This is a genomic window from Streptomyces sp. NPDC034086 (genome assembly GCF_055575515.1).
The window spans coordinates 130,590-153,348 of record NZ_JBVISM010000006.1; the positions used below are offsets into that span (position 1 = coordinate 130,590).

Annotated in this window: 23 protein-coding genes; 1 reads left to right on the forward strand and 22 read right to left on the reverse strand. The window is 71.8% G+C overall.

Annotated features, from left to right (window positions below; translation table 11 throughout):
- Positions 1-72: 72 nt before the first annotated feature.
- The 13 genes from metK to pyrR all read right to left on the reverse strand — a co-directional run bounded on the left by metK (position 73) and on the right by pyrR (position 14,402).
- Positions 73-1,281, reverse strand: a complete 1,209-nt coding sequence (gene metK, locus ACZ514_RS17050) for a methionine adenosyltransferase (RefSeq protein ID WP_467892650.1) — start codon at positions 1,279-1,281, stop codon at positions 73-75.
- Positions 1,282-1,493: 212 nt separating this feature from the next.
- Positions 1,494-2,717 carry a bifunctional phosphopantothenoylcysteine decarboxylase/phosphopantothenate--cysteine ligase CoaBC gene (coaBC, locus tag ACZ514_RS17055; protein WP_468168995.1) on the reverse strand — a complete coding sequence of 408 codons (1,224 nt, stop codon included), beginning with the start codon at positions 2,715-2,717 and terminating at the stop codon, positions 1,494-1,496.
- Positions 2,718-2,814: 97 nt separating this feature from the next.
- Positions 2,815-3,087, reverse strand: a complete 273-nt coding sequence (gene rpoZ, locus ACZ514_RS17060; protein WP_004948662.1) for a DNA-directed RNA polymerase subunit omega — start codon at positions 3,085-3,087, stop codon at positions 2,815-2,817.
- A gap of 42 nt (positions 3,088-3,129) precedes the next feature.
- Complete coding sequence (gene gmk / locus ACZ514_RS17065; protein WP_266578270.1) at positions 3,130-3,693, reverse strand: guanylate kinase; 564 nt, start codon at positions 3,691-3,693, stop codon at positions 3,130-3,132.
- A gap of 61 nt (positions 3,694-3,754) precedes the next feature.
- Positions 3,755-4,078, reverse strand: coding sequence for an integration host factor (locus tag ACZ514_RS17070; protein WP_361607391.1), 324 nt, complete (start codon positions 4,076-4,078; stop codon positions 3,755-3,757).
- Positions 4,079-4,359: 281 nt separating this feature from the next.
- Complete coding sequence (gene pyrF, locus ACZ514_RS17075; protein WP_468168998.1) at positions 4,360-5,202, reverse strand: orotidine-5'-phosphate decarboxylase; 843 nt, start codon at positions 5,200-5,202, stop codon at positions 4,360-4,362.
- The gene (locus ACZ514_RS17080; protein WP_468169001.1) at positions 5,199-6,308 is read right to left on the reverse strand and encodes a quinone-dependent dihydroorotate dehydrogenase; all 1,110 of its coding nucleotides are present in this window, start codon (positions 6,306-6,308) and stop codon (positions 5,199-5,201) included. Before ACZ514_RS17080 ends, pyrF begins: the two co-directional genes overlap by 4 nt.
- Positions 6,309-6,395: 87 nt before the next feature.
- Positions 6,396-9,704, reverse strand: a complete 3,309-nt coding sequence (gene carB / locus ACZ514_RS17085; RefSeq protein ID WP_468169004.1) for a carbamoyl-phosphate synthase large subunit — start codon at positions 9,702-9,704, stop codon at positions 6,396-6,398.
- Positions 9,697-10,854 carry a glutamine-hydrolyzing carbamoyl-phosphate synthase small subunit gene (gene carA, locus ACZ514_RS17090; RefSeq protein ID WP_468169007.1) on the reverse strand — a complete coding sequence of 386 codons (1,158 nt, stop codon included), beginning with the start codon at positions 10,852-10,854 and terminating at the stop codon, positions 9,697-9,699. Before carA ends, carB begins: the two co-directional genes overlap by 8 nt.
- Entirely contained in the window at positions 10,851-11,432 is a 582-nt protein-coding gene (locus ACZ514_RS17095; RefSeq protein ID WP_468169010.1) for a PH-like domain-containing protein, read from the reverse strand. The genes carA and ACZ514_RS17095 overlap by 4 nt, the downstream gene beginning before the upstream one ends.
- Positions 11,429-12,715, reverse strand: coding sequence for a dihydroorotase (locus tag ACZ514_RS17100; protein ID WP_469125060.1), 1,287 nt, complete (start codon positions 12,713-12,715; stop codon positions 11,429-11,431). The genes ACZ514_RS17095 and ACZ514_RS17100 overlap by 4 nt, the downstream gene beginning before the upstream one ends.
- A gap of 2 nt (positions 12,716-12,717) precedes the next feature.
- On the reverse strand, positions 12,718-13,707 hold the full coding sequence (locus ACZ514_RS17105) for an aspartate carbamoyltransferase catalytic subunit (protein ID WP_468169016.1): 990 nt from the start codon (positions 13,705-13,707) through the stop codon (positions 12,718-12,720).
- 107 nt (positions 13,708-13,814) lie between these two features.
- Positions 13,815-14,402 (reverse strand): bifunctional pyr operon transcriptional regulator/uracil phosphoribosyltransferase PyrR, encoded by a 588-nt coding sequence (gene pyrR / locus ACZ514_RS17110; RefSeq protein WP_469125061.1) that lies wholly within the window; start codon positions 14,400-14,402, stop codon positions 13,815-13,817.
- 249 nt (positions 14,403-14,651) lie between these two features.
- Here pyrR and bldD point away from each other — a divergent pair, with 249 nt between their 5' ends.
- Positions 14,652-15,152, forward strand: a complete 501-nt coding sequence (gene bldD, locus ACZ514_RS17115) for a transcriptional regulator BldD (protein WP_007263032.1) — start codon at positions 14,652-14,654, stop codon at positions 15,150-15,152.
- A 235-nt stretch (positions 15,153-15,387) separates the two neighbouring features.
- On the opposite strand, the gene nusB is transcribed toward bldD, so the two are convergent.
- The 9 genes from nusB to ACZ514_RS17160 form a co-directional block, all read right to left on the reverse strand.
- Complete coding sequence (gene nusB / locus ACZ514_RS17120) at positions 15,388-15,819, reverse strand: transcription antitermination factor NusB (RefSeq protein ID WP_468169022.1); 432 nt, start codon at positions 15,817-15,819, stop codon at positions 15,388-15,390.
- Between the two features lie 2 nt (positions 15,820-15,821).
- Complete coding sequence (gene efp / locus ACZ514_RS17125; protein WP_352215843.1) at positions 15,822-16,388, reverse strand: elongation factor P; 567 nt, start codon at positions 16,386-16,388, stop codon at positions 15,822-15,824.
- Positions 16,389-16,446: 58 nt separating this feature from the next.
- Complete coding sequence (locus tag ACZ514_RS17130; protein ID WP_468169025.1) at positions 16,447-17,553, reverse strand: M24 family metallopeptidase; 1,107 nt, start codon at positions 17,551-17,553, stop codon at positions 16,447-16,449.
- Positions 17,554-17,646: 93 nt separating this feature from the next.
- A complete protein-coding gene (locus ACZ514_RS17135) occupies positions 17,647-18,423 on the reverse strand; it encodes an AAA family ATPase (protein WP_469125062.1) in 777 nt (258 codons plus the stop codon).
- Positions 18,424-18,469: 46 nt separating this feature from the next.
- Positions 18,470-18,910 (reverse strand): type II 3-dehydroquinate dehydratase, encoded by a 441-nt coding sequence (gene aroQ, locus ACZ514_RS17140; protein WP_468169031.1) that lies wholly within the window; start codon positions 18,908-18,910, stop codon positions 18,470-18,472.
- Positions 18,907-19,998, reverse strand: coding sequence for a 3-dehydroquinate synthase (aroB, locus tag ACZ514_RS17145; RefSeq protein WP_468699922.1), 1,092 nt, complete (start codon positions 19,996-19,998; stop codon positions 18,907-18,909). Before aroB ends, aroQ begins: the two co-directional genes overlap by 4 nt.
- Positions 19,995-20,513 carry a shikimate kinase gene (locus ACZ514_RS17150; RefSeq protein WP_468699921.1) on the reverse strand — a complete coding sequence of 173 codons (519 nt, stop codon included), beginning with the start codon at positions 20,511-20,513 and terminating at the stop codon, positions 19,995-19,997. Before ACZ514_RS17150 ends, aroB begins: the two co-directional genes overlap by 4 nt.
- Complete coding sequence (gene aroC, locus ACZ514_RS17155; protein WP_468169040.1) at positions 20,510-21,694, reverse strand: chorismate synthase; 1,185 nt, start codon at positions 21,692-21,694, stop codon at positions 20,510-20,512. The genes ACZ514_RS17150 and aroC overlap by 4 nt, the downstream gene beginning before the upstream one ends.
- A gap of 237 nt (positions 21,695-21,931) precedes the next feature.
- Complete coding sequence (locus ACZ514_RS17160) at positions 21,932-22,759, reverse strand: shikimate dehydrogenase (RefSeq protein WP_468169043.1); 828 nt, start codon at positions 22,757-22,759, stop codon at positions 21,932-21,934.

Below are 22,759 nucleotides of genomic sequence, written 5' to 3' on the forward strand. Positions count from 1 at the left end.
AGCAAACCCCGCTGACATCGAACGGCCCCGGACCACGAGGGTCCGGGGCCGTTCGCGGGGCGGCTGCGCCGTCTACAGGCCGGCGGCGGCGCGCAGGGCGTCGACGCGGTCGGTGCGCTCCCAGGTGAAGTCGGGGAGCTCGCGGCCGAAGTGGCCGTAGGCGGCCGTCTGGGCGTAGATCGGCCGCAGCAGGTCGAGGTCGCGGATGATCGCGGCCGGGCGGAGGTCGAAGACCTCGGCGATGGCGTCCTCGATCTTCTGGACGTCGACCTTGGCGGTGCCGAAGGTCTCGACGAAGAGGCCGACGGGCTCGGCCTTGCCGATGGCGTACGCGACCTGGACCTCGCAGCGCGCGGCCAGACCGGCGGCGACCACGTTCTTCGCCACCCAGCGCATCGCGTACGCGGCGGAACGGTCGACCTTCGACGGGTCCTTGCCGGAGAACGCGCCGCCGCCGTGGCGGGCCATGCCGCCGTACGTGTCGATGATGATCTTGCGGCCGGTCAGGCCGGCGTCACCCATCGGACCGCCGATCTCGAAACGGCCCGTCGGGTTCACCAGGAGGCGGTAGCCCTCGGTGTCCAGCTTGATGCCGTCCTCGACGAGCTGCGCCAGCACGTGCTCGACGACGAACTCGCGGATGTCGGGAGCGAGCAGCGAGTCCAGGTCGATGTCGGCGGCGTGCTGCGAGGACACGACGACCGTGTCCAGGCGGACCGGCTTGTCGCCGTCGTACTCGATGGTGACCTGGGTCTTGCCGTCGGGACGCAGGTAGGGGATGGTCCCGTTCTTGCGGACCTCGGACAGGCGGCGCGAGAGGCGGTGCGCGATGTGGATCGGCAGCGGCATCAGCTCGGGCGTCTCGTCCGTGGCGTAGCCGAACATCAGGCCCTGGTCGCCGGCGCCCTGCTTGTCGAGCTCGTCCTCGTCGCCCTCGACGCGCTGCTCGTAGGCCGTGTCCACACCCTGCGCGATGTCCGGGGACTGGGCGCCGATGGACACCGAGACGCCGCAGGAGGCGCCGTCGAAGCCCTTCTTGGACGAGTCGTAGCCGATCTCGAGGATCTTGTCGCGGACGAGCTGGGCGATCGGCGCGTAGGCCTTGGTCGTCACCTCGCCCGCGATGTGCACGAGGCCGGTGGTGATGAGCGTCTCCACGGCCACACGCGAGGTCGGGTCCTCGGTGAGGAGCGCGTCGAGGATCGTGTCGCTGATCTGGTCAGCGATCTTGTCGGGGTGACCCTCGGTCACGGACTCGGAGGTGAACAGGCGACGGGACACAACGCTCCCTGGGGTTGCAGCGGCTGCTGGCTGATCATTTGGCGGAACCACACCGGGGGCTGCGCCCGATCACGTTCCAAGTGTGCAGTTTATCGGTCGCCACCGTTCGCCGGACCACCCGTCTCGCCCTGTGGGAGCCGTGTGACCTGCGGCACTCCATTCTGACGTACGGATCTACCCGCGAGAAGGGAAACGCCCGGGCGCGGTGGAGGTCACGCCGGGGGCGCGAGCCGCGGGGCGACCTGGTCCCAGATCGCGTCCGCCAGCACTTCCTTCGGACCATGGGCCACAGGGATCTCCGCCCCGTCCGAAGCCAGGATGACGGCCTCGTTCTCCTCGGAACCGAAGGTCTTGCTCTCGCCCACCTCGTTGACGACGAGCAGGTCGCACTTCTTGCGCCGGAGCTTGCTCCGGCCGTTCTCGAGCACGTCGTCCGTCTCGGCGGCGAAGCCCACGACGATCTGGCCCTCCCGGGCCCGCCCGGCGGAGATCTCCGCGAGGACGTCGGGGTTCCGTACGAGGGCCACGGGCTCGGGGTCCTGCCCGTCCCGCTTCTTGATCTTGCCGTCGGCGTACCGGGCGGGCCGGAAGTCGGCCACGGCCGCGGCCATCACCACGGCGTCGGCGTCCGCGGCGGCCTTCAGCACCGCCTCGCGCAGCTGGAGGGCCGTGCCCACCCGTACGACGTCCACCCCGGCGGGGTCGGGCAGCGCGGTGTTGGCGGCCACCAGGGTGACCCGGGCGCCGCGTGCGGCGGCGGTGCGGGCGAGGGCGTAGCCCTGCTTGCCGGAGGAGCGGTTGCCGAGGAAGCGCACCGGGTCCAGGGGCTCGCGGGTGCCGCCGGCGCTGACGACCACGTGCCGCCCGGCGAGGTCGGGCCCGGCCGCGCCGCGGGTGCGGTGCCCGCGCAGGACGTGGCGGCAGACCTCGAAGATTTCGTCCGGGTCGGGCAGCCGGCCCTTGCCGGTGTCCTTGCCGGTCAGCCGGCCGACGGCGGGCTCGATGACGACGGCGCCGCGGCGGCGCAGCGTGGCGACGTTCTCCTGGGTGGCGGGGTGCTCCCACATCTCGGTGTGCATCGCGGGGGCGAAGACCACCGGACAGCGGGCGGTGAGCAGGGTGTTCGTGAGGAGGTCGTCGGCCAGCCCGTGGGCGGCCTTGGCCAGCATGTCGGCGGTGGCCGGGGCGACGACGACGAGGTCGGCCTCCTGGCCGATGCGCACGTGGGGCACCTCGTGGACGCTCTCCCAGACCTGGGTGGAGGCCGGGTTCCCGGAGAGCGCGGCCCAGGTGGCCTCGCCGACGAAGTTCAGGGACGCCGCGGTGGGCACCACCCGTACGTCGTGCCCGGACTCGGTCAGCCGGCGGAGCAGTTCGCACGCCTTGTAGGCGGCGATCCCGCCGCTGACGCCCAGCACGACCTTCGGCTTGTCCACCACGCACTCCCCTTGACGATTCGCCTACGACACCTATGACACACCACAGGCCCGGCAGATGTTCTGCCGGGCCTGTGGTGAAGGATTTCCCGCTGCCCTACTGGGCCGGGGCCTCGATGGCCTCGGAGGTCAGCAGACCCGCGTTGATCTCGCGCAGCGCGATCGAAAGCGGCTTCTCGTGGACGTGGGTGTCCACCAGGGGGCCGACGTACTCGAGCAGGCCCTCACCGAGCTGCGAGTAGTACGCGTTGATCTGACGCGCACGCTTGGCCGCGTAGATCACGAGGCTGTACTTCGAGTCCGTGGCCTCGAGCAGCTCGTCGATCGGCGGGTTGATGATGCCCTCGGGCGCGGTGATGGAAGAGGACACGCTCTACCTTCCGAAGATGGGTGAAGATCGAAACAAATTCGATCAAACAACTTTCATCAAGGCTAGCAGCTCACGCGCCACGTCCTCGACGGAGGTGTTCACCAGGGTGGTGTCGAACTCGGACTCGGCAGCGAGTTCGATCTTGGCGCTCTCCAGCCGGCGCTCGATGACCTCGGGCGACTCGGTGCCGCGGCCGGTGAGGCGGCGGACCAGTTCGTCCCAGCTCGGCGGGGCCAGGAAGACCAGCTGCGCGTCGGGCTTGGACTCGCGGACGAGCCGGGCGCCCTGCAGGTCGATCTCCAGCAGCACCGGTTCGCCGTTGTCCAGGCGTTCCAGTACCGCGCCGCGCGGTGTGCCGTAGCGGTTGCCCGCGAACTCGGCCCACTCCAGCAGCTCGCCGTTGGCGATCAGCTTGTCGAACTCGTCGTCGTTGACGAAGAAGTAGTGGACTCCGTGTCGCTCACCGGGCCGCGGCTTGCGGGTGGTGGCCGACACCGAGAGCCATACCTCGGGGTGGACCTTGCGCATATGCGCGACGACCGTGCTCTTGCCGACCCCCGAGGGGCCGGAGAGCACGGTCAGCCGCGGACGAACCTCTGCTGCCATAGAGCGATTATCCAGGTTCTCGGGACTGCCTGAGAACGCCGGGAGCACTTCGGGCGGCGCCTCAGGCGCTGCTACCGCCGAACTCGCGCTCCAGAGAGGCGATCTGGTTGGAGCCGAGACCTCGGACACGCCGGGACTCGGAGATGCCGAGGCGCTCCATGATCTGCTTGGCGCGGACCTTGCCGACGCCGGGCAGCGACTCGAGAAGGGCGGAGACCTTCATCTTTCCGATGACGTCGTTCTCCTGACCCGTCTTGATGACGTCGTGGAGGGAGGCGCCGGAGTGCTTGAGTCGATTCTTCACCTCGGCCCGCTCCCGGCGAGCCGCGGCGGCCTTTTCGAGCGCTGCTGCGCGCTGTTCAGGGGTAAGGGGCGGAAGAGCCACGCCTACGTCACCTCGGATGTCGAACTGTCGGATACGGACGGCGGGGGCCCGTGGGCACCACGCCGGGTGAGGTCCCGAACAGCGATGTAATTCGCTCGCTGCTCGTTCACCCTGGTCGGAGACTAGCGGCCAAGGCCGCTCCAGTCAGCGAGAACGGACGAAAAGTCCTGGTCAGCCTCCACTGAACCGTACATCACGGACATACCACCCTGGTTTTGTCCGGGGAAAGACGTTCGATTTTCGAGATCCCGTGTCACGGGGCCCGTCCCGCACCCCGGCGATCAGCCCGCGACGGCCTCCCGCACCTCCTCGGCGAAGCGCTTCGCCGAGGCGCGCAGGGCGGCGGCGTCCGGACCGTGCTTCAGGACCCCGCGGGAGACGTTCGGGACCACGTTGGCGACGGCGGCGCCGAAGACCGCCGGGAGGTCCGCCGCGGTCGCGCCCTGGGCACCGATGCCCGGGGCCAGCAGCGGGCCGTTGATGTCCAGGTCGAAGGAGGACAGGTCGCCCAGCGTGGCACCGACCACCGCGCCGAAGGAGCCCATGGGCTCGGCGCCCGCGTTCTCCGCCGCCAGGTGCGCCAGCATGGTCGCGCCGATCGAACGGCCGTCCTCGCGGACCGCACGCTGGACCTCCGCTCCCTCCGGGTTGGAGGTGAGGGCCAGGACGAAGAGACCGGCGCCCGAGCGGCGGGCCAGCTCCACGGCCGGGGCCAGCGAGCCGTAGCCGAGGTACGGGGAGACCGTCAGGGCGTCCGAGAACAGCGGGGAGGCGGGGTCCAGGAAGGCGGCGGCGTACGCGGCCATCGTGGAGCCGATGTCGCCGCGCTTGGCGTCCATGACCACCAGGGTCCCGGCGGCACGGGCGTCCGCGACGGTCCGCTCCAGCACCGCGACGCCCTTCGAGCCGAAGCGCTCGAAGAAGGCGGCCTGCGGCTTGAAGACGGCGACCGACTCGGCCAGGGCCTCGACGACCGTGCGGGAGAACCGCTCCAGACCGGCGATGTCGTCCCCCAGGCCCCAGGAGGCCAGCAGGGCGGCGTGCGGGTCGATCCCCACGCACAGGGGGCCCCGGGAGTCCATGGCGGCGCGCAGCCGGGTTCCGAAGGGGGTCACAGGGCTCACAGCGCGGCCTTTCGGGTCTCCGCGCCCACGGCTTCGGCCAGGGTCGCGTACGGGCTGGCGGCCAGGCGCGCGGCCAGGCCCTTGTGGATGGCGCGGGCGTAGAACGGGCCCTCGTAGACGAAGGCGCTGTAGCCCTGGATCAGGGTGGCTCCCGCCAGGATCCGCTGCCAGGCGTCCTCGGCGTTCTCGATGCCCCCGACGCCCACCAGGACCAGGCGGTCGCCGACGCGCGCGTAGAGGCGGCGCAGGACCTCCAGGGAGCGCTCCTTGACCGGGGCGCCGGACAGCCCGCCGGTCTCCTTGACCAGGGCGGGGTCGGACTTCAGGCCGAGGCCCTCGCGGGCGATGGTGGTGTTGGTGGCGATGATGCCGTCCAGGCCCAGCTCCAGGGCGAGGTCGGCGACCGCGTCGACGTCCTCGTCCGCGAGGTCGGGGGCGATCTTGACCAGCAGCGGCACCCGGCGGTCGGTGACCGCGCGGTCGGCGGCCTCGCGCACCGCGGTCAGCAGCGGCCGCAGGGACTCCGTGGCCTGGAGGTTGCGCAGGCCCGGGGTGTTCGGCGAGGAGACGTTGACGACCAGGTAGTCGGCGTGGCGGGCCAGGCGCTCGGTGGAGACCACGTAGTCGGCGGCCGCCTCGGCCTCCGGAACCACCTTGGTCTTGCCGATGTTGACGCCCACCACCGTCCGGAAGACGGGGTTGCGGGCGCCCAGGCGGGCGGCGACGGCGGCCGAGCCCTCGTTGTTGAAGCCCATCCGGTTGATCAGCGCCCGGTCCGGGACCAGGCGGAAGAGGCGCTTCTTGGGGTTGCCGGGCTGCGCCTGGCCGGTGACGGTGCCGATCTCGATGTGGTCGAAGCCGAGCATCGCCATGCCGTCGATGGCGACGGCGTTCTTGTCGAAGCCGGCCGCCAGCCCGAAGGGGCCGTGCATCCGCAGACCGAGCGCCTCCGTGCGCAGGGACGCGTGACGCGGTGCCAGGACGGCCGCGACGAAGGTGCGCAGCACTGGGACGCGGGCGGCGAGGCGGATCCACCGGAAGGCCGCGTAGTGGGCCCGCTCGGGGTCCATCCGCTTGAAGACCAGGTTGAAGAACAGTTTGTACATCGTCCGAAAAGTCCCTTCTGCGCTCAAGAAGAGGGGGACACCCGGCGCGGTTCGCGCGTCCGGTGTCCCCCTCTCCGCTACGGGCTGCTAGTCGCGGGCGGCGTTCAGGTGCTCCGCGTGCTCCTGGAGGGAGCGCACGCCGACGTCACCGCGGCTGAGCGCGTCGATGCCCTGCACGGCGGCGGCGAGCGCCTGGACCGTGGTCAGGCACGGGACGCTGCGCGCCACGGCGGCCGTACGGATCTCGTATCCGTCGAGGCGGCCGCCGGTGCCGTAGGGGGTGTTGACGATCAGGTCGACCTGGCCGTCGTGGATCAGCTGGACGACGGTCTTCTCGCCGTCCGGGCCCTCGCCCTCGCTGAGCTTGCGCACCACGGTGGCGTTGATGCCGTTGCGGCGCAGCACCTCGGCGGTGCCGGAGGTGGCGAGCAGCTCGAAGCCGTGGGCGACGAGCTCGCGGGCCGGGAAGATCATCGAGCGCTTGTCGCGGTTCGCGACGGAGATGAACGCGCGGCCCTTGGTCGGCAGCGGGCCGTACGCGCCGGCCTGCGACTTCGCGTACGCCGTGCCGAAGACCGTGTCGATGCCCATGACCTCGCCGGTGGAGCGCATCTCCGGGCCGAGGACGGTGTCCACGCCGCGGCCGTGGATGTCGCGGAAGCGCGACCACGGCATGACGGCCTCCTTGACGGAGATCGGCGCGTCCAGCGGCAGGGTGCCGCCGTCGCCGGTCCTGGGCAGCATGCCCTCGGCGCGCAGCTCGGCGATGGTGGCGCCGAGCGAGATGCGGGCGGCGGCCTTGGCGAGCGGGACGGCGGTCGCCTTCGAGGTGAAGGGGACGGTCCGGGAGGCGCGGGGGTTGGCCTCCAGGACGTAGAGGATGTCGCCCGCCATCGCGAACTGGATGTTGATCAGGCCGCGGACGCCGACGCCCTTGGCGATGGCCTCGGTGGAGGCGCGCAGGCGCTTGATGTCGAAGCCGCCGAGGGTGATCGGGGGCAGGGCGCAGGCCGAGTCGCCGGAGTGGATGCCGGCCTCCTCGATGTGCTCCATGACGCCGCCGAGGTAGAGCTCGGTGCCGTCGTAGAGGGCGTCGACGTCGATCTCGATCGCGTCGTCGAGGAAGCGGTCGACCAGCACGGGGCGGGTGGGGGAGATCTCGGTGGACTCCGCGATGTACGACTCCAGGCGGGTCTCGTCGTAGACGATCTCCATGCCTCGGCCGCCGAGCACGTAGGACGGGCGGACCAGGACCGGGTAGCCGATCTCGTCGGCGATCGCCTTGGCCCCCGCGAAGGTGGTGGCGGTGCCGTGCTTGGGCGCGGGCAGGCCCGCGTCGGCCAGGACCTGGCCGAAGGCGCCGCGGTCCTCGGCGGCGTGGATGGCCTCCGGGGAGGTGCCGACGACCGGGACGCCGTTGTCCTTGAGCGCCTGGGCGAGGCCCAGCGGGGTCTGGCCGCCGAGCTGGACGACGACACCGGCGATGGGGCCGGCCAGCGACTCGGCGTGGACGATCTCCAGCACGTCCTCGAGCGTCAGCGGCTCGAAGTACAGGCGGTCGGAGGTGTCGTAGTCCGTCGAGACGGTCTCGGGGTTGCAGTTGACCATCACGGTCTCGTAGCCGGCGTCGCTCAGGGCGAAGGAGGCGTGGACGCAGGAGTAGTCGAACTCGATGCCCTGGCCGATGCGGTTCGGGCCGGAGCCCAGGATGATCACCGCGGGCTTCTCGCGCGGGGCGACCTCGGACTCCTCGTCGTAGGACGAGTAGAAGTACGGGGTCTTCGCGGCGAACTCGGCGGCGCAGGTGTCGACCGTCTTGTACACCGGGCGGACGCCCAGCGCGTGGCGGACCTCGCGGACGACGTCCTCGCGCAGACCGCGGATCTCCGCGATCTGGGCGTCGGAGAAGCCGTGGCGCTTGGCCTCGGCGAGCAGCTCGGGGTCGAGCTTCTCGGCGGCGGCGAGGTCGTCCGCGATCTCCTTGATCAGGAAGAGCTGGTCGACGAACCAGGGGTCGATCTTCGTGGACTCGAAGACCTCTTCCTGGGTGGCGCCGGCGCGGATGGCCTGCATGACGGTGTTGATGCGGCCGTCGGTCGGACGGACCGCGGTGGCCAGCAGCTCTTCCTTGTCGCCGGGCTCGCCGACGAAGGTGAACTGGGAGCCCTTCTTCTCCAGCGAGCGCAGGGCCTTCTGGAGGGCCTCGGTGAAGTTGCGGCCGATGGCCATGGCCTCGCCCACCGACTTCATGGTGGTGGTGAGGGTGGCGTCGGCGGCCGGGAACTTCTCGAAGGCGAAGCGCGGGGCCTTGACGACGACGTAGTCGAGGGTCGGCTCGAAGGAGGCCGGGGTCTTCTCCGTGATGTCGTTCGGGACCTCGTCCAGCGTGTAGCCGATGGCCAGCTTGGCGGCGATCTTGGCGATCGGGAAGCCGGTGGCCTTCGAGGCGAGCGCGGAGGAACGGGAGACGCGCGGGTTCATCTCGATGACGATGACGCGGCCGTCGTCCGGGTTGATCGCGAACTGGATGTTGCAGCCGCCGGTGTCGACGCCGACCTCGCGGATGATCGCGATGCCGATGTCGCGCAGCCGCTGGTACTCGCGGTCGGTGAGCGTCATCGCCGGGGCGACGGTGATCGAGTCACCGGTGTGCACGCCCATCGGGTCGAAGTTCTCGATGGAGCAGACGACGACCACGTTGTCCTTGGTGTCGCGCATCAGCTCCAGCTCGTACTCCTTCCAGCCGAGGATGGACTCCTCCAGGAGCACCTCGGTGGTCGGGGAGAGCGTGAGGCCCTGGCCGGCGATGCGGCGCAGCTCCTCCTCGTCGTGGGCGAAGCCGGAGCCGGCGCCGCCCATGGTGAAGGAGGGGCGCACGACGACGGGGTAGCCGCCGAGGGTGTCGACGCCCTTGAGGACGTCGTCCATCGAGTGGCAGATCACCGAACGGGCGGACTCGCCGTAGCCGATCTTGCCCTTGACGGCCTCGACGACGCCCTTGAAGAGGTCGCGGTCCTCGCCCTTGTTGATGGCCTCGACGTTGGCGCCGATCAGCTCGACGCCGTACTTCTCGAGCACGCCCTGCTCGTGCATGGAGATGGCCGTGTTGAGCGCGGTCTGGCCACCGAGGGTCGGCAGCAGCGCGTCGGGGCGCTCCTTCGCGATGATCTTCTCGACGAACTCGGGGGTGATCGGCTCGACGTACGTGGCGTCGGCGATCTCCGGGTCGGTCATGATCGTCGCGGGGTTGGAGTTGACCAGGATGACCCGCAGGCCCTCGGCCTTGAGGATGCGGCAGGCCTGGGTGCCGGAGTAGTCGAATTCGGCGGCCTGGCCGATGACGATCGGGCCGGAGCCGATGACCAGGACGGACTGGATATCGGTGCGCTTAGGCACGCTCGGCCTCCATCTGGGCGGTGCTCATCAAAGACGTGAAGCGGTCGAAGAGGTACGCGGCGTCGTGCGGGCCGGCGGCCGCCTCGGGGTGGTACTGGACGGAGAAGGCCGGCTGGTCGAGCAGCTGGAGGCCTTCCACGACGTTGTCGTTCAGGCAGACGTGGGAGACCTCGGCGCGGCCGTAGGGGGTTTCGGACACCTGGTCGAGCGGCGCGTCGACGGCGAAGCCGTGGTTGTGCGCGGTGATCTCGACCTTGCCGGTGGTGCGGTCCTGCACCGGCTGGTTGATCCCGCGGTGGCCGTACTTCAGCTTGTAGGTGCCGAAGCCGAGCGCGCGGCCGAGGATCTGGTTGCCGAAGCAGATGCCGAACAGCGGGGTCCTGCGGGCGAGGACGCCCTGCATGACGGAGACCGCGTGGTCGGCGGTGGCCGGGTCGCCGGGGCCGTTGGAGAAGAACACCCCGTCCGGGGAGACGGCGTAGACGTCCTCGACGGTGGCGGTGGCGGGCAGCACGTGCACCTCGATGCCGCGCTCGGCCATCCGGTGCGGGGTCATGCCCTTGATGCCGAGGTCCACGGCGGCGACGGTGAACTTCTTCTCGCCGATCGCGGGGACGACGTACGTCTCCTTGGTGGCGACCTCGGCGGAGAGGTCGGCGCCCTTCATCTGCGGGGCCTCCAGGACGCGGGCCAGCAGGGCCGCGTCGTCGGCGACGGCCTCGCCCGAGAAGATGCCGACGCGCATGGCGCCGCGCTCGCGCAGGTGGCGGGTCAGGGCGCGGGTGTCGATGCCGGAGATCCCGACGACGCCCTGCGCGGCCAGCTCCTCGTCCAGCGAACGCCGGGAGCGCCAGTTGGAGGGGACGCGGGCGGGGTCGCGCACGACGTAGCCGGACACCCAGATCCGGGAGGACTCGGGGTCCTCGTCGTTGACACCGGTGTTGCCCACGTGCGGGGCGGTCATCACGACGACCTGCCGGTGGTACGACGGGTCGGTCAGGGTCTCCTGGTAGCCGGTCATGCCGGTGGAGAACACGGCCTCGCCGAAGGTCTCCCCCACGGCGCCGTAGGCACGGCCGCGGAAGATCCGACCGTCCTCCAGGACGAGTACGGCGGGAGCTTTGGCTGCTCCCCTGGTGGAGGTCGTCATCGTTCGGCGCCTTCCGTCGTGGTGGTTGAGTTCATGAGGTTGATCGCTTCGACCCAGGCGGCGTGCTCGGCGGCCCGGTCGGAGCGGAATCCGGAGTCGATCAGCGTGTCGCCGTGCGCCCAGGTGACGACGAGCAGGCCGCCCTCGGTGAGTACCTTGCCCGCGATCCCCTTGTCGAGGCGGGCGCCGCGCAGCTGAGCGGCCGGTACGAAGAAGTCGGTCGCCCCCGGACGGACCACGTCGAGGCCCGCGTCGGTGAGGGTGAGCTCGACCCGGCTGCGGACTCCGAGCCCGTGGGCGACGATCCGGTCGAGCCACTGCCCGGCGGTGGTGGACCCGTGGTACCGGCCGGTCAGGGCCAGCCGGTGCTCGGGAAGACCGCCGGGGGCGGCGGGCAGCTCCGGCAGATCGCTCTGCAGGGCCCCGCGCCATTTCCAGCCCTGCCGCATCAGCCAGTACACGAACGCGATGAAGACGAGCAGGCCGAGCACCCACGCCATGCGGGGGCCCCAGTCCGTCACCTCCGCCGACTGTCGTTCGGCGGCCTCGGCGGCCAGTTGGATCACTGCAGGTGTCACGCCAGTTTCCCGTCCACGACCGTTGCCCGGCCCCGCAGGAAGGTGTGAGTGACGCGCCCCGGCAGCTCACGGCCCTCGTAAGGCGTGTTGCGGCTGCGGGAGGCGAAGAGTGCGGGGTCCACGACACCACGGTACGAGGTATCGACCAAGGTCAGGTTCGCGGGTTCACCTGCCGAGACGGGCCGGCCGTGCCCCGCGAGGCCTCCGATGCGCGCCGGAGCGTGCGACATCCGCTCCGCGACGCCCGTCCAGTCGAGCAGGCCGGTCTCCACCATCGTCTGCTGGACGACGGAGAGCGCGGTCTCCAGGCCGACCATGCCCATGGCGGCGGCGGCCCACTCGCAGTCCTTGTCCTCGTGGGGGTGCGGGGCGTGGTCCGTGGCGACGATGTCGATCGTGCCGTCGGCGAGCGCCTCGCGCAGGGCCATCACGTCGCGCTCGGTACGCAGCGGCGGGTTGACCTTGTAGACCGGGTCGTACGAGCGCACGAGTTCGTCGGTGAGGAGCAGGTGGTGGGGGGTGACCTCGGCGGTGACGTCGATGCCGCGGGACTTGGCCCAGCGGACGATCTCGACGGAGCCGGCGGTGGAGAGGTGGCAGATGTGCACGCGGGAGCCGACGTGCTCGGCGAGCAGGACGTCGCGGGCGATGATCGACTCCTCGGCGACGGCCGGCCAGCCGCCGAGTCCCAGCTCGGCCGAGACGATGCCCTCGTTCATCTGGGCGCCCTCGGTGAGGCGGGGCTCCTGGGCGTGCTGGGCGACGACGCCGCCGAAGGCCTTCACGTACTCCAGGGCGCGGCGCATGATCACGGCGTCGTCCACGCACTTGCCGTCGTCGGAGAAGACGGTGACGCGGGCGGCGGACTCGTGCATGGCGCCCAGCTCGGAGAGCTTCTTGCCCTCCAGGCCGACGGTGACGGCGCCGATGGGCTGTACGTCGCAGTAGCCGGACTCCTTGCCCAGGCGCCACACCTGCTCGACGACGCCGGCGGTGTCGGCGACCGGGAAGGTGTTGGCCATGGCGAAGACGGCCGTGTAGCCGCCGGAGGCGGCCGCGCGGGTGCCGGTGAGGACGGTCTCGGAGTCCTCGCGGCCGGGCTCGCGCAGGTGGGTGTGGAGGTCGACGAGGCCCGGGAGGAGGACCTGTCCCCCGGCCTCGATGACGTGGGCGCCCTCGGCGGACAGCCCGGTGCCGACCTCGGCGATGGTCTCGCCGTCGATCAGGACGTCCTGCGCCTCGCCGCCGAGGACCTTGGCACCGCGGATAAGGATCTTGCTCATGGTTACTTGGTCTCCTCGGTACGGGCGGCGGCGGGGGCGGTGACGGCGGGCTCGGAGCCTCCGAGCAGCAGGTACAGGACGGCCATGCGGATCGAGACGCCGTTGGCGACCTGCTCGACGACCGTGCAGCGGTCGGAGTCGGCGACCTCGGCGGTGATCTCCATGCCGCGGACCATGGGGCCGGGGTGCATCACGATGGCGTGCTCGGGCATCCGCGCCATCCGGGCGGCGTCCAGCCCGTAGCGGCGCGAGTACTCGCGCTCGGTCGGGAAGAAGGCGGCGTTCATCCGCTCGCGCTGCACACGCAGCATCATGACCGCGTCCGACTTCGGCAGCACCTCGTCGAGGCTGTACGAGATCTCGCAGGGCCAGTTCTCGACGCCGACCGGCACCAGGGTCGGCGGGGCCACCAGGGTGACCTCGGCGCCGAGGGTGTGCAGCAGGTCGACGTTGGAGCGGGCCACGCGGCTGTGCAGGACGTCGCCCACGAGGGTGATCCGGCGGCCGTCCAGGCCCTTGCCGAGCCCGGCGTCCCGGCCGACCAGACGGCGGCGCATGGTGAACGCGTCGAGCAGCGCCTGGGTGGGGTGCTGGTGGGTGCCGTCGCCGGCGTTGATCACCGGGGCGTCGATCCAGCCGGAGTTGGCGAGCCGGTAGGGGGCGCCGGAGGCGTGGTGGCGGATGACCACGGCGTCCACGCCCATGGCGGCCAGGGTCTGGGCCGTGTCCTTGAGGGACTCGCCCTTGGAGACGCTGGAGCCCTTCGCGGCGAAGTTGATGACGTCGGCGGAGAGGCGCTTCTCGGCCGCTTCGAAGGAGATCCGGGTGCGGGTCGAGTCCTCGAAGAACAGGTTGCAGATGGTGAGGCCGCGCAGGGTGGGCAGCTTCTTGATCGGCCGGTCGGCGACGCGGGCCATCTCCTCGGCGGTGTCGAGGATCAGGACGGCGTCGTCGCGCGTGAGGTCGGCGGCCGAGATGAGGTGGCGCTTCATCTGGGTGCTCCGTAAGTCTGGAGGGCAGGCAGGCGGGGCTGACGGTGGTGCGGCAGGGCAGGGCAGGGCTCGGCACGGGCCCCGCGGGGGTCCCGTACGCGCGGGGGTTACTGCCCTGCTGCCCGGGAGGTCCGCTGGCCGAGCAGCACGGCGTCGCGGCCGTCCTCCTCCTGGAGCTGGACCCTGACGGTCTCGCGCAGCGAGGTGGGCAGGTTCTTGCCCACGTAGTCGGCGCGGATGGGGAGTTCGCGGTGGCCGCGGTCGACGAGGACCGCGAGCTGGACGGCGCGGGGGCGGCCGATGTCGCCGAGCGCGTCGAGGGCGGCCCGGATGGTGCGGCCGGAGAAGAGGACGTCGTCGACGAGGACCACCAGGCGGCCGTCGATGCCGTCGCCGGGGATCTCGGTGCGGCCGATCGTCCGGGCGGGCTTCAGGCGCAGGTCGTCGCGGTACATGGTGATGTCGAGGGAGCCGACCGGGACCTTCGCCCCGGTGATCTCCTCGAGCTTGGCGGCCAGCCGGCCGGCCAGGTACACACCGCGGGTGGGAATGCCGAGGAGCACCACGTCGTCGGCGCCCTTGGCGCGTTCGACGATCTCGTGGGCGATGCGCGTCAGGACCCGGGCGATGTCCTGCGCCTCCAGAACGGGGCGCATCTCCTCATCGGCCGAGACCCGGGAAGTCGTGCTGTCCATGAAAAGGACCTCCTTCTCCGCCTCACGGGACGGACCTTAAAGGACGTCTGATGTACGCCGACCACGGTACCAGGGGTGGACGCCCCGGTCCGCACCGGACCCCGGTGATCCCGCTCGTAAGTGGGCGGGGAAGAGCATTCGGCTTGACGCATCCACGTAACGCTGCGTAACCTCACAGTGAGTTACCAGCCGCGCGGCGGAGCCGCATGGTCTCCATGTAGTCACAGCGTCACAGCGTCCGGGAGCGTTATGTCCAGCGAATACGCCAAACAGCTCGGGGCCAAGCTCCGCGCCATCCGCACCCAGCAGGGCCTCTCCCTCCATGGTGTCGAGGAGAAGTCGCAGGGCCGTTGGAAGGCCGTGGTGGTCGGTTCCTACGAGCGCGGGGACCGCGCCGTGACCGTCCAGCGCCTCGCCGAGCTGGCGGACTTCTACGGGGTTCCGGTCCAGGAACTGCTGCCGGGCACGACCCCCGGCGGTGCGGCCGAGCCGCCGCCGAAGCTGCGCCTCGACCTGGAGCGCCTGGCGGGCGTCCCCGCCGAGAAGGCCGGCCCGCTCCAGCGCTACGCCGCGACCATCCAGAGCCAGCGCGGCGACTACAACGGCAAGGTGCTGTCGATCCGCCAGGACGACCTGCGCACCCTGGCCGTCATCTACGACCAGTCCCCCTCGGTCCTGACCGAGCAGCTCATCAGCTGGGGCGTGCTCGACGCCGACGCGCGTCGCGCCGTGGCCCACGAGGACATCTAGTCCCCAGGGGGTTCGTACCGGCCCAGCAGAAACGTTACCGGCGGGTGCCGGCGCCCCAGGGCGCCGGCACCCGCCGGCTTTTTCGTGGCCGGGCTTTTTCGTGGCCGGGCGGCTCGTGGCCGGGCGGCGGCGGGCGGTGCCGGGCGGTGCCGGACGCGGCCGGCCGCGGAAACGGCGGAGGGCCCGGGGCGCTCTTCGCGCCGCGGGCCCTCCGCTCAGCCGTCCGCCCCGGGGGTCACTCGCCCCGGCGCAGGCTCGGCTTCAGGTCCTTGAAGCGGGCCAGGAGGCCGTTCACGAACGCGGGCGAGTCGTCCGTGGAGAACTCCTTGGCCAGCTGCACGGCCTCGTCGATCGCCACGGCGTCCGGGGTCTCGTCGACCCAGATCAGCTCGAAGGCACCCAGCCGGAGGATGTTCCGGTCCACGACCGGCATGCGGTCGAGCTCCCAGTCCACGGCGTAGGTGACGATCAGGTCGTCGATGCGGTTCACCTTGTCGGCGTACCCCTCGACGAGGTCCATCGTGAAGGCGTTGACCGGCGGCTGCCGGTCGTCGGACCGCGCGTGGCGGATCCAGTCCGCGAGGACCTCGCGCACGGGCACGCCGCGCTGGTCGGCCTCGAAGAGGATCTGGAAGGCGCGCTTGCGCGCGTTGCTCCGGGCAGCCACGGTTAGCTGTTCACCCGGCCGAGGTAGTCGGAGGTGCGGGTGTCGACCTTGACCTTCTCGCCGGTGTTGACGAAGAGCGGGACCTGGATCTCGTGGCCGGTCTCCAGGCGCGCCGGCTTGGTGCCGCCGGTGGAGCGGTCGCCCTGGACGCCCGGGTCGGTGTGCTCGATGACCAGCTCGACGGCGGCCGGGAGCTCGACGTAGAGGACCGAGCCCTCGTGCTGCGCGACGGAGGCGGTGAAGCCCTCGATCAGGAAGTTGGCGGCGTCGCCGACGGCCTTCTTGTCGACCATCAGCTGGTCGTAGGTCTGCATGTCCATGAAGACGAAGTACTCGCCGTCCATGTACGAGAACTGCATGTCACGCCGGTCGATCGTGGCGGTCTCGACCTTCGTGCCGGCGTTGAAGGTCTTGTCGACGACCTTGCCGGAGAGCACGTGCTTGAGCTTGGTGCGCACGAAGGCCGGGCCCTTGCCGGGCTTGACGTGCTGGAACTCGACGACGGACCAGAGCTGGTCACCGTCGAGCTTGAGCACCATGCCGTTCTTGAGGTCGTTCGTGGAAGCCACGGTTGCGGAATCTCCTGCACTGGAAGACCACGGATGCGCGCACGGTCCGCGTCGCGGACTAGAGCGCGAGCAGCTCCTTGGTCGTAATGGTGAGTAGCTCGGGACCGCCGTCCGCCTCGGGGCGTACGACGAGCGTGTCATCGATCCGGACACCTCCCCGGCCGGGGAGGTGAACCCCCGGTTCGACGGTGACCGGCACGCAAGCGTCCAGTTTACCCATTGCCGTAGGTGCAAGCTGCGGGTCCTCGTCGATTTCGAGACCGACCCCGTGCCCCATCCACCCCGCGAGGGCCTCACCGTACCCCGCCGAGTCCAGTACGGACCGTGCCGCGTGGTCCACGTCGCGGTACGCGGCCCCCGGCACCAGGGCCTGCCGGCCCGCCCGCTGGGCGGCGAAGACCAGGTCGTACAGCTCGATCTGCCAGTCCGCGGGAGTGGTGCCGATCACGAAGGTGCGGCCGATCTCGCAGCGGTAACCGCGGTATCCGGCGCCGAGGCAGACGGAGAGGAAGTCGCCCTCCTCCACCCGCCGGTCCGAGGGCCGGTGCCGGGAGCGGCCCGAGTGCGGGCCGGTGCCGACGGACGTGGGGAACGCCGGGCCGTCCGCGCCGTGGTCGACGAGACGGCGCTCCAGCTCCAGGGCCAGGTGGCGTTCGGTCCGGCCCACGAGGATCGACTCCAGCAGCTCGCCGAGGGCCTGGTCGGCGATCTCGGCGGCGATCCGCAGACAGGCGATCTCCTCCTCGTCCTTGACCAGCCGCTGCTGCTCCACGGCCGTGCCGAGGTCGGACAGCCGCAGCCGGGGCGCGACCGAGCGCAGGGCCCGGTGCCGGGCGACGGTGAGGTGGTGCTCCTCGACGGCGAGGGAGTCGGCCCGGACGGAGGCGGCCAGATCGGCGGCGGCCACGGCCGGATCGGCTCCGGGGGCGGGCAGTACGGACACCCGCAGGCCCTCGTCGAGCCGCCCCTCGTCCACCTCCCCGGTGGGCGCCGCGGGGCAGAACAGCACGTCCTCGACGGGCCCGACCAGCATGACGGCGCCCAGCGGGGACGCCCCGGCGAGGTAGCGGACGTTCGCTGGACGCGTGACCAGTGCGGCGGCATTGCCCGCGGCGGCGCAGCGCTCGCGGAGCAGGCCCCTGCGGGCCGCGTACACGTCTGACATGTCTTCGAGCCTACGAGCGCCGGGCGCATCCGGCCCGGCGAGCGCGGCCGGACGGGGCCGCGCCGACGCCCGCGGCCCACCGCCGCGGCGGCCCTACCAGCGGGGCGGGCTCGTCAGTGCCCGGGCGAGGGCCTCGTCCAGGGCCCGCGCGGTGCCCTCGACGTCGAGCTGGGAGTTGTCGATGATCGGCAGCCCGGAGCCGTACCAGCCGGCCATCCGGCCGTGGATGCGGGCGACCTCCTCGTCGGAGAGCCGGCGGTTGCCGGAGCGGGCCGCGTTGCGGTCGAGGACGACGTCCAGCCCGGGCAGCAGGACGACCGGCAGCAGCGCCGGCCCCACGTGCCGCTTCCAGCCGCCCAGGCCGACCACGGGCCGGTCGGGGAAGACCGCGTCGTCGAGGATGCAGGAGATGCCGTTGGCCAGGAAGTTGCGGGCGGCGAAGCCGCAGGTGCGGCGGGCGAGGCGGTACTGGGCCTCGGAGTGCTCGTTCCAGCCGGCCTGCGGGTCGGCGAAGCCGGAGCAGACCCATTCGCGGACGTCGTCCAGGCTGATGTGCGCGGTCGGTACCGGGCGGGTGGCCGCCCAGTGCCGGGCCACGGTCGTCTTGCCCGCGCCGGCCGGTCCTATCAGCAGGACGGCGAGCACGGCCCCACCGGTACCGGGCACGGCCCCACCGGTACCGGGCACGGCCCCACCGGTACCGGGCGGGGGCGCGCCCGGCCCGGGGGCCGCGGCGGGAGGCAGCGGAATGTGCCCCGTCGCTTCGGGAACCGGCGCCACCGGCCAGCCCTGGGCAGGGGGTATCGGCGGCTGCGGGGGAACCGCCGGGTGCTGTCCCGTCGGACCCCAGCCCCCCACTCCGTGCTGCATCCGCGCCACTCCGTCTCGTTCAGGCGACTGATGCGAGAACGTTATCTCAGGCCGTGACTTCCTCCGCCAGCGCACGCAGCGCCAGCCGGTAGGAGCCCAGCCCGAAGCCCGCGACGGTGCCGGTCGCCACGGCCGCGATGACCGAGGTGTGCCGGAACTCCTCCCGGGCGTACGGGTTGGAGATGTGCACCTCGATCAGCGGTGCGGTCCGCTGGGCGGCCGCGTCCCGCATGGCGTACGAGTAGTGCGTGAAGGCCCCGGGGTTGATGACGACCGGGATCCCGCCGTCGGCCGCCTCGTGCAGCCAGCGCACCAGCTCGCCCTCGTCGTTGGTCTCGCGGACCTCCACGTCGAAGCCGAGCTCCGCGCCCAGGGTGCGGCAGCTCTCCACGAGGCCGGCGTACGAGGTGGCCCCGTACACGTCGGGCTCGCGGGACCCGAGCCGGCCCAGGTTCGGGCCGTTCAGGACCAGCACCCGGCGGCTCACGCGGAGACCTCGCCGTAGGCGGCGACGAGGTGGGCCGGGTCGGGGCCCTCCAGGACGGTGGGCTTGGCCAGGCCGTCCAGGACGATGAAGCGCAGCAGGTTGCCGCGGGACTTCTTGTCGACCTGCATGGTCTGGAGCAGCTTGCTCCACTGGTCGCCGCGGTACGTCAGCGGCAGGCCCACGGAGGCGAGCACCGCCTTGTGGCGGTCGGCCGTGGCGTCGTCGAGCCGCCCGGCCAGCCGGCCGAGCTCGGCGGCGAAGACCATGCCGACGGAGACCGCCGCACCGTGCCGCCACTTGTAGCGCTCGTTCTTCTCGATGGCGTGCGCGAGGGTGTGGCCGTAGTTGAGGATCTCCCGCAGCCCCGACTCCTTGAGGTCGCTGGAGACCACGTCGGCCTTGACCTGGATGGAGCGGCGGATCAGCTCGGCCGTGTGCGGGCCGGCGGGCGTACGGGCCGCCGCCGGGTCCTCCTCGATCAGGTCGAGGATCACCGGGTCGGCGATGAACCCGGCCTTGATGATCTCGGCGAGGCCGCTGACGTAGTCGTTGACCGGCAGCGACTCCAGCGCGGCGAGGTCGCAGAGCACCCCGGCCGGCGGGTGGAACGCCCCGACGAGGTTCTTGCCCTCGGCGGTGTTGATGCCGGTCTTGCCGCCGACGGCCGCGTCCACCATCGCGAGGACGGTGGTCGGCACGGCGATCCAGCGCACCCCGCGCAGCCAGCTGGCCGCGACGAAGCCCGCCAGGTCGGTGGTGGCGCCGCCGCCGACGCCCACGATGACGTCGGTACGGGTGAAGTTGGACTGGCCGAGCGCCTTCCAGCAGTACGCGGCCACCTCGACGGTCTTGGCCTCCTCGGCGTTCGGCACCTGGATGGCGACCGCCTCGTAGCCCTGCTCCGCCAGGTCCGCGCGCAGCGCCTCGCCGGTCTCGGCCAGCGCCTCGGGGTGGATCACGGCGACCCGCCGGGCCTTCGGGCCGATCAGGCCGCCCAGCTCGCCGAGCAGCTGCCGGCCGACCAGCACGTCGTACGCGTCGTGTCCGGCACTGGCGCCGACGTGGATACGCGTCACCTGGTCTGTCATACGTCCTTCAACTCCAGAGCGTCGAGGACCGCCTGGGCGACCTCTTCGGGGGTGCGGTCGTCGGTGGCCACCACGACGCGCGCGACTTCGGTGTACAGGTGGCGCCTGGCCTCCATCAGCTCGCGCCACTGGCGGCGCGGGTTGACGGCGAGCAGCGGGCGGGCGGCGCCGAGCCCGACGCGGCGCACGGCCTCCTCGACGTCCATCGACAGGTAGGCGACGGGCAGCCCGCTCAGCAGGGCGCGGGTGCCCTCGTCGAGGACGGCGCCGCCGCCGAGGGCGAGGACTCCCGTGTGCTCGGCGACGGCGGCGGCCACGGCCTCGCGTTCCAGCTCACGGAAGTACGGCTCGCCCTCGTCGACGAAGATGTCGGAGATCTCCCGGCCCTGGGCCGCGACGATGTCCGCGTCGGTGTCCCGGTAGGGGACGCCGAGCCGGCGGGCGAGCAGGCCGCCCACCGTGGACTTGCCGGAGCCCATGGGGCCGACGAGTACGACCAGGGGGCCGGCGGTCACCGGATCTGCAGGTGGTCGAGGTACGACCGGACGTTGCGGCGGGTCTCGGGGACCGAGTCCCCGCCGAACTTCTCGACCACCGCGTCGGCCAGCACCAGCGCGACCATGGCCTCGGCGACGATGCCCGCGGCGGGCACGGCACAGACGTCGGAACGCTGGTGGTGGGCCACGGTGGCCTCGCCGGTGGCGACGTCGACGGTGGCCAGGGCGCGCGGCACGGTCGCGATGGGCTTCATCGCGGCGCGGACGCGCAGCAGCTCGCCGGTGGTCAGGCCGCCCTCGGTGCCGCCGGAGCGGCCGGAGGTGCGCTTGAGGCCCTCGGGGGTGGAGACGATCTCGTCGTGCGCCTTGGAGCCGGGCACGCGGGCCAGCTCGAAGCCGTCGCCGACCTCGACGCCCTTGATGGCCTGGATGCCCATGAGCGCGGCGGCGAGGCGGGCGTCGAGGCGGCGGTCCCAGTGGACGTGGGAGCCGAGGCCGACGGGCACGCCGTACGCGAGCACCTCGACGACGCCGCCGAGGGTGTCGCCGTCCTTGTGGGCCTGGTCGATCTCGGCGACCATCGCCTTCGACGCGTCGGCGTCGAGGCAGCGCACCGGGTCGGCGTCGAGCTTCTCGACGTCGGCGGGGGTCGGGTAGACGCCGTAGGGCGCCTTGGCCGAGGCCAGCTCCACCACGTGGGAGACGATCTCGATGCCGGCGGCCTCCTTGATGAAGGACCGGGCGATGGCGCCGAGGGCGACCCGGGCGGCCGTCTCGCGGGCGCTGGCGCGCTCCAGGATCGGGCGGGCCTCGTCGAAGCCGTACTTCTGCATGCCCGCGAGGTCGGCGTGGCCGGGGCGGGGGCGGGTCAGCGGCGCGTTGCGGCCGGTGTCCTTGAGCAGCGAGGGGTCGACCGGGTCGGCCGACATCACCGTCTCCCACTTGGGCCACTCGGTGTTCCCGACCATGACCGCGACCGGGGAGCCCAGGGACAGCCCGTGGCGGACGCCGCCGAGGAAGGTGATCTCGTCCTGCTCGAACTTCATCCGGGCACCGCGGCCATAGCCGAGCCGGCGCCTCGCCAGGTGGTCGGCCACCAGCTCGGTGGTGACCGGGACGCCGGCGGGAAGGCCCTCCAGCGTCGCGACCAGGGCCGGTCCGTGCGACTCTCCCGCGGTCAGCCAACGCAACCTGCTCAACGATGCTCCTCATGCTCGCGCCTGGTACAGCGGCGGCGCGTACCCGGGGCCCTCCCGGCGGTGGCCGGGGGGAGCGCGGACGGGACCGCCATACCCGAATCCTCCCACGTCCGGGCCGTCGAGCCGATCTCGGTCCAGCTGACGGACGGGGGGTTCCCCGGCGGTGGCCGGCGAGGGTACGCGGTGAGGGTGGCGGGTACGGCTATCCGCTTCCTACGCGCGCGGGCGCGGGGGGCGTCAGGGACGGGCGCGCAGGGCCGCCTCCCCGGCGGTCCGCATGGCCGCCAGCGGCCCGGGGGTGCGGCCGGTCATCCGCTCGACCTGGAGCACGGCCTGGTGGACGAGCAGGTCGAGGCCGCCGAGGAGGGTGCCGCCGCGCCCGGACCACGCGGCGGCCAGGGCGGTGGGCCAGGGGTCGTAGAGGACGTCGAAGAGGGTGCCGGGCGCCTCGGGGACGGCGGGGGCCAGCTCGTCCGTGGCGCCGGCCGGGGTGGTGGCGATGACCAGCGGGGCTCCGAGGGCCTGCGCCGCGTCCGACCAGTCGGCGGTGCGCACGTCGACGCCGAGCCGCTCGCCCCACCGGAGCATCTCGTCGGCGCGGGCGCGCGAGCGGACGTACGCGGTGACCTCGCCGGTGCAGATCCGGGCGAGGGCGGCGAGCGCCGAGGAGGCGGTGGCGCCGGCCCCGAGGACGGCGGCGGCGGGCACCTCGTCGACGCCCCGCTCGTGCAGCGCGGCGACGATCCCGGGGATGTCGGTGTTGTCGCCGAGGCGGCGGCCGTCCTCGGTGAGGACGACCGTGTTGACGGCCTCCACCGAGGCGGCCGTGTCACTGATCCCGTCGAGCAGCGGGATGACGGCCCGCTTGAGCGGCATGGTCAGCGACAGCCCGGCCCACTCCGGGCCGAGGCCGGCCACGAAGGCGGGCAGCGCGGCCTCGTCGATCTCGAACCGGTCGTAGGTCCAGTCGTCGAGGCCGAGCTCCCGGTACGCGGCGCGGTGCAGCACCGGTGAGAGGGAGTGCTCGATGGGCGAACCCAGCACCGCGGCCCGTATCCGTGACAT